The sequence below is a fragment of the Dysgonomonas sp. 520 genome (genome assembly GCF_010501095.1).
GTDB lineage: Bacteria > Bacteroidota > Bacteroidia > Bacteroidales > Dysgonomonadaceae > QVMP01.
The window spans coordinates 2,645-9,817 of the sequence record NZ_QVMP01000045.1 but is presented as its reverse complement, the minus strand read 5'-3'; the positions used below and the strand labels follow the sequence as shown (position 1 = coordinate 9,817).

7 protein-coding genes are annotated in these 7,173 nt (G+C 38.3%); 3 read left to right on the top strand and 4 right to left on the bottom strand.

Annotated features, from left to right (window positions below; genetic code table 11):
- Positions 1–199: 199 nt before the first annotated feature.
- The 4 genes from D0T56_RS16230 to rpsF form a co-directional block, all read right to left on the bottom strand.
- Positions 200–703 carry a hypothetical protein gene (locus D0T56_RS16230; RefSeq protein ID WP_163321217.1) on the bottom strand — a complete coding sequence of 168 codons (504 nt, stop codon included), beginning with the start codon at positions 701–703 and terminating at the stop codon, positions 200–202.
- A gap of 356 nt (positions 704–1,059) precedes the next feature.
- Positions 1,060–1,503, bottom strand: coding sequence for a 50S ribosomal protein L9 (gene rplI / locus D0T56_RS16225; protein ID WP_163321216.1), 444 nt, complete (start codon positions 1,501–1,503; stop codon positions 1,060–1,062).
- Between the two features lie 24 nt (positions 1,504–1,527).
- Positions 1,528–1,797, bottom strand: coding sequence for a 30S ribosomal protein S18 (gene rpsR / locus D0T56_RS16220; protein ID WP_370458815.1), 270 nt, complete (start codon positions 1,795–1,797; stop codon positions 1,528–1,530).
- Positions 1,797–2,144 (bottom strand): 30S ribosomal protein S6, encoded by a 348-nt coding sequence (gene rpsF, locus D0T56_RS16215; RefSeq protein WP_163321214.1) that lies wholly within the window; start codon positions 2,142–2,144, stop codon positions 1,797–1,799. Before rpsF ends, rpsR begins: the two co-directional genes overlap by 1 nt.
- Before the next feature lie 198 nt (positions 2,145–2,342).
- On the opposite strand from rpsF, the gene D0T56_RS16210 reads away from it, so the two are divergent.
- From D0T56_RS16210 to D0T56_RS16200, 3 genes are all read left to right on the top strand, one after another.
- Positions 2,343–2,813 carry a MarR family winged helix-turn-helix transcriptional regulator gene (locus tag D0T56_RS16210; RefSeq protein ID WP_163321213.1) on the top strand — a complete coding sequence of 157 codons (471 nt, stop codon included), beginning with the start codon at positions 2,343–2,345 and terminating at the stop codon, positions 2,811–2,813.
- A 516-nt stretch (positions 2,814–3,329) separates the two neighbouring features.
- On the top strand, positions 3,330–4,274 hold the full coding sequence (locus tag D0T56_RS16205) for a PD40 domain-containing protein (RefSeq protein WP_163321212.1): 945 nt from the start codon (positions 3,330–3,332) through the stop codon (positions 4,272–4,274).
- 21 nt (positions 4,275–4,295) lie between these two features.
- On the top strand, positions 4,296–6,818 hold the full coding sequence (locus D0T56_RS16200; protein WP_163321211.1) for an Ig-like domain-containing protein: 2,523 nt from the start codon (positions 4,296–4,298) through the stop codon (positions 6,816–6,818).
- The last annotated feature ends 355 nt before the right edge of the window (positions 6,819–7,173 follow it).

Here is a 7,173-nt window from a genome sequence, read left to right as displayed (position 1 = left end):
GCGGCTGGAACACCTCCTTTCTGGAGATCTTTCTAAAAAGTATTGTAGTATTAAATATTAAGATACTACCCGAAGTCTAATGTATATGTAAAAAAAGGTAATATAAATAAAGTTCAAATTCCAATTTAAGATATAAAAGAAAAAATGTCATCTGGTTTGTACCGGGTGACATTTTTTTTTGTCTAATATGTATTTATGCTTAATTGCCTTTTTTAGTTTTATTTTTTCGTTTAATGCCTTTTACTTCAATTTGCCAGTCCTCAGGATCTTTGCTGTCTAGGTCTAATGTCTTGAGAATAGATTGAGGGTCATATTCTTTATATATTACGCCTATTTCTTTGCTTTTTAAATCTAGTGTTATCTTATATTTTGTTTTTATCATTTGATTCTCTATCTCTGTTTTTGGAGTCCATCTATCCATATTTTGATATATAGTTTCTAATTTTTTTGACACATAAATATCTGCCGGATGGTCATTTTCCATAAATGAATAACTTTCTACAAATCCGGAATAGCTTAAGGTTATCTCGAAACTATAGGTTTCATGACCTGTCAAATCCAGACTTTCGGGAATATGGATATATTGATTAACTAATGTTTCAAGAGCTTTCTCGCCACCCGGATATTCAAATTTATTATTATCCTGCCCGGCCATTGTGATGGAAAATAGACAGAAGAGAAGGATGAAATATACTTTTGCCATAATGAAATTTTATAAAGGTTACTCATAGTGTATTTAAGAGTTTGATGTTAATTCAATTATTATAAGATTTATATCCGGATTGTCATCCTGAACAAAGTGAAGGATCTGTTTTTTAGAAAGTATAGATTCTTCGTTGCACTCAGAATGACAATGTTCGAGGAGCGAAGGCGACTCAATGATAATGTAAATATGTGCTATGTTTCAGTTAGTTATCTTTCATTTTCTAAATGCACTACGGGTAAAGGTTTATGTCTTTTAGTAAAATGTAAAGGTAATGATATTTCTATTGGAGAGATCACAAAAAAGGGCGGAAATCAATCGATTTCCGCCCTTTTTTCTTATTTTGATTCGTAGTCTTATTCAGAAATAACTTCGAATGGTATTTCAACCGAAACTTCTTTGTGAAGCCTTGCGATTGCTTTGTAAGAACCAACTTCTTTAACCGCATCTTTAATTACGATTGTTTTTCTGTCAACATTGTATCCAAGTTTAGCCAGAGCTTCTGATATTTGGATGTTTGTAACAGAACCGAAGATAGTTCCGGTAGAACTTGTTTTAGCTCCGATAGTAAGAGAAACTCCTTCTAATTTAGCTGCCAGTTCTTCCGCGTCTTTTTTGATTTTTTCTAATTTATGGGCACGTTGCTTTAGGTTTTCAGCCAACATTTTCTTCGCTGAATCTGTTGCAATCACAGCCTTTTTTTGTGGAATAAGGAAGTTACGTCCATAACCTTCTTTTACAGTTACGATATCGTCTTTGAATCCTAGATTAGCCACATCTTCTTTCAATATAACTTGCATTTCTTAAATCTCCTTTTGTTTAAATTATTTCATTAAATCAGTTACATAAGGAAGAAGCGCCAAATGACGGGCTCTCTTCACTGCTTGAGCTACACGACGTTGAAACTTCAACGAAGTTCCTGTAATGCGGCGAGGAAGTATTTTTCCTTGTTCGTTCAAGAATTTTTTCAAGAATTCAGGATCTTTATAATCAATATATTTGATTCCGCTTTTTTTGAAACGGCAATATTTTTTCTTCTTTACTTCAACTGATGGAGGAGTTAAATATCTGATTTCTGATTGTTGTGCCATAATTAATTCTCTTTTTTAGTTGATGATTTAAGACCTCTTCTCTTTTCTGCGTATTGTTTTGCATACTTGTCTTGACGGAAAGTTAAGAAACGGATAACTCGTTCGTCGCGACGGAAATTCAGTTCAAGTTTTTCAATAACAGAAGGTTCTGCATTGAATTCAAGAAAAGCATAAAATCCTGTCGATTTTTTTTGGATAGGGTAGGCTAATTTCTTAAGCCCCCAGTTTTCTTCATTTACGATCTCGGCTCCTTCTTTAACCAAAAGGGCTTTGAACTTCTCTACCGCTTCCTTCATCTGAACATCAGACAAAACGGGAGTCAAAATGAAAACGGTTTCATAATTGTTCATAAAATAAATAACTTAATAAATTGTTAAACATTAAAGTTTTGAGGTGCAAAAGTACAACAAATCTCCTAATAAAGCAAGAACGAGCCTGATATTCTTGTTAAAAACAAGAACTTATTCTATTTTTGTGTGATGTATTTCTCACGACTACTAAGGGGTAGGGTTCTCGATAAGGAGTATTTGTTTCAAAAATGACAAAAAATGGAAAAGACCGATTATAACAGTATACTGGATTTAGATATTATTTTTCCTATCATAAACGGAAAGGTGTCGATGGCCATCAATAGGATGATGTATCGTAACTTCAAAAAGGTAGGTTTGGATATAACTCCGGAGCAGTGGACTGTATTGTCTTTTCTGTGGAAAGAAGATGGAGTGTCGCAACAGAAACTGTGTGATGCCACTTTCAAAGATAAGCCAAGCATGACTCGCCTTATCGACAATCTGGTGAAGCAAGATATGGTTGTTCGCCGCACACCGCCTAACGATCGCCGGTCGAATCTGATATATCTGACGGTTAAAGCGCGGTCTATCCAGTCGAAAGCCGAAAAAGCGGTGCTGGATACAACCAAACTTGCATTGAAGGGTGTGGACGATGAAGGTATGAGCCAAGTGAGGAATATTTTGAAAATTGTATTCGACAACATACAGGAGGCTCTGAATGATAAATGAAAAGCAACCGGTGTTTTAGCTAACCCATTCTAAAGATCACCGATCGCTTTCCTTCAAAAATAACAACTTTGTTTTACAAAACACTTTATTGAAATGAAATAAAATTCATTCCCTGTAATATTCTACCTCTGCTTCACAGCTTCCTTAGTGTTTGCAAAGCTAACCGATCAGGGAGATGTGTGCAATAATAATCGATATATAGCGCCATATTACTTCTTAAGAGCCTGTATTGATCGATAAAATCGGCTTTAGAAAGGTTCGATCATATTTAATTTATCCAATTTATTATTTTACGATTTAGAATCTAAAATTCACAATAATTAAATATCGAAAACATAATTTAAATATATTTAATGCGCTTATTTTTGTTTCTGTGCAAATGAATAAGTAGATTTACAGACTTAATTGTGTGGACTCTATATGGCTGTACTTGTGCCGTATAGTTTGTAAAACAAGGAATAATCAATAATTCTTGATTGATATATATTATTAATTGTTTAACTAATCTTTTGCACAATGAAGAAAAAATTACTTTTCACAATTACTTTGTCATTGATTTGCGGAGGTTTCCTATTTGCCCAACCTAAGGCCGCAGGCAAACCTAAAGTAATAGTCCAGTTAAGCGAAGCATTAAAATCACCGGTTTGGTCGAATGATGGAAAAAAATTGGCCATGACCTCTTACGGAAATTCAGGTATCTGGATAGTGGATGCGAGTGGACTTAATCTGAAACAAATTACAGCAGACCAAGGAGCCGGTTATAAAATGAAATGGTCGGCCGATAACAGTACTATTCTGGCACGTACCTCGGTGCTTGAAAACAGGTGTGTGTTTAACGAAGTGAAGGCATACAATGTGGAAACAAAATCGGAAGAGCTGATTTTGCCGAAAACCCGCCAACTGAAAGGCATGCCATATTGGAGCAATGATAAATCGAAAGTTTTGTATAAAGTGGGCACGGAAACCCGTTCGTCGAAGCCTGTAGCGAAAGCCGTTCCGTTGAAGAGTCAGGCTGATGTGCCGGGCGAAATGCTTTTAAGAAGAATGGTTGAAGATCCCGCTTTGGTTGCCGGGGAAGTATCCGGACTATCGGAATTTAAAGGTCGGATAATTTTCAATCCCGTATTGTCTCCGGCTGGCGATAAAATTGTATTTCAGGTAGGAGGCGAAGGCTTGTTGATCTGCGATGCAGACGGGTCGAACATGAAACGTTTGGGCGAGGGCGAAAATGCCTCATGGACTCCTGACGGAAAATATGTTATAGCTTCGGTTGTGAAGGATGATGGAAGAGTGGTGACAAAAGGCGAGTTGTTTGCTATTGATGTGAATACAGGTGCCAGATCGGCTATTTTGGCATCCGATGCTTATGTAGCACTTCGTCCGGCTATATCTCCCGATGGAAAAAAACTTGCGTTTGAAGAATATGCAAGTGGAGCAATTTATGTTATAGACCTTAAATGATAACTTAAACACACTTGTCTTATGAAAAATAGAATAAAATATACAATAGCAGGATTATTTTTATGTGCCTTTTTGATTCCATGTTCATCAATAAAGGCTCAGAAAGTAACGGGCATGAGCGATTTTAAGCTTTATGTCGATCCCGGACACTCTCAGAAAGAAAACGGAGGACTTTATAACTATTCCGAAGCCGAAAAAACCGTGAGGGTGGCTTTAGCGCTTAAAGAGTATCTGTTGACGCACACCGATATGAAACCTGAAAATCTGAAATTGTGTAGGGAAGATGATACGAAGACAATGTCGTTGACACAACGTACGGATGAGGCCAATGCGTTTGGTGCAGATTTTTATTACTCAATTCACAGTGATGCGGCAGATGCTACGGCTCCCAACAGAACCCTTACTCTGTACGGAGGTCGCAGACTGGTGCTTGGAGGTGATATATTAGAGAAACTGCCTGAGGGTGGAAAAGCATTTGGCGATATACTATGCCCCGATCTCACGGGGGCTATGCGTACCGCAGATGGAACAAGAGGAAACCAGAACGACCATGTTTTCTACAATTATACTACATCTTTAAGGCCGTATCTGCATGTAAACAGAGAATCGAATATGGCATCGTTGCTGAGTGAAGCAGCTTTCCATACACATCCTGTGCAACAGCAACGTAATATCAATGCAGACTGGAAACGTTTGGAGGCATTGGCGGCTTTCCGTTCGATAGTGAAATATAAAGGATTGACTCCGCCTGCATTAGGTTTTGCTTCCGGATTTTTGAAAGACGGCGAAACCGGTGTTTATGCAAATGGGGTGACTGTAACTCTTGTTGACCCGTCGGCAGGAACAAAGACCTACAAAACGGACGACTACGAGACAGTATTTAAAAACTATTCGAACGATCCGGATTTGTTGCACAACGGGTTCTATTTTATAGAAGGATTAACCCCCGGTGCTACGGTGGATGTAACAATTACGTCTCCCAACTTTCAGACAGTAAATAAAACTCTCAAGATACCGACAGACCCAAGCGGATCGACAATAGATAATATTGGAATATTGGATGTGGACTTGGTGAGTACCGTTCCGGCTAAAGTTGTATCGGTTTTGCCGGAAGATTTGACTTCTGTGGTGAGAGATTTTCCTATGACAATAAAATTTAGCCGTGAAATGGACAGGGCATCAGTCGAATCGGCCATTAGCGTTGTACCGGCTAAGACAGTATCTTATTCATGGGATGATAATTTTACATTGAATATAGACGTGTCGGCACTGGATTATGAAACAGCCTATACTTTAATAATTGATGGCAGTGTGGCTAAAAATAGTGAGACAAATCAGTTTATCGATGGCAATAGAGATGGCATAGCAGGGGGTGATTGTGCATTGGCATTTACAATATCGCCGATGGATACTCAAGCACCGCAAATTGTAGCTTATGATCCTAAGGCGAATGACGCCACAAAATTGGCACGTCCGGTAATCAGGTTAGAATACGACGAGGAAATAACAGCTGCTTCTGTAACTGCCGACCATATAAAATTGACGCCGGCTGTTGCAGGTACTGTACAGTTAGGGACAGCAAACGGACGTAGTGCGTTGCATTTTATTCCTTCGGAAGATTTGGCTGACTTTACTTCATATACGGTAAATATAGCAGCAGGATTGAAAGACCAATTGGGAAATGCAACCACCGCAGAATCATTTACATTTAGTACGGATATAGAGAGTGTAGATGTTCAGATCGATCTTGACGCGTTCGAGAGCCTTGGTGCAGGATGGTGGGCTCTTACGGGTTCGGGGTCAACAGCAAACGTTAAACCGGCTCCGGCAACAGTGGTAGAAATTAGCAGTACATACACGTCTGGTTCTACAAGCACAAAGAGTGCAAGGTTAACTTATGCATGGGATTTGGAAGCAACATCGGGTTCGCCATTTATCAGATGGTACTTGCCTGCATCCAACTCTAAAAATAACCTGGGAACATTCAACGAAGATTATATTTTAAGGACCTATGTGTTTGGAGATGGTTCGAAAAATAAAATAAGGTATAATATGGTTGATGGTCTGGGTAAATATGAGACAAATGCGTGGCTGGTTCTGGACTTTGTTGGATGGAAATTGATGGAATGGGATTTGACAAAAGGCGAAGCTTATGCATGGGTGAATGGTAATGGCGTAATAGATCCGGGAAATCCGTTCTATTTAGATTCTTATCAAATGTCTCCGGGAACAGGTGCTGATGCAAACGGAATGATTTATCTCGACAACTTTTATGCTGTTAAACTGAAAGCAAAAGTAGGAATAGATAATGCAGATGCAGATAAAAAGATCACAGTAAGAACGATTGACGGATATGTAAAAGTTGCGGCCGACTCAAGTATCAAGGAAATAAAAATATATTCCTTGTCGGGCGGGCAAGTGAAAGCGATGCAGCCAAACGAGCTTAGTTGTGATATTGCGACAGCATCAATACCAGCAGGCGTATACATTATAAAGGTGATGACAGATACATCGCAACGGGCTGAGAAAATTATTGTGAAATAATTATTTATAAGAAGTAGAACTTTATTCGGAAGGGGGCTTGCAACAATCGGTTTGCAGGCCCCCTGATTTTTATCGAACTATATTATCAAGATACCCGTGGTGCATTTAGGGTTTTGATATAAACACATTTCTGTTTTTAGAAAATATAGATTCTTCGTTGCACTCAGAATGACAACGTTCGAGGAGCGAAGGCGACTCAATGACAATATTAAATATGTGTTATATTTCAATTAGTTATCTTTTATCATCTAAATGCACCACAGGTTTTGTATAATACACTGCGCGCAATCAGATAGATTGCTTGCATTCCTTTTGACCAAAGCCTCAAAAGGAATCAAAAAGGCTTTCTGTGACT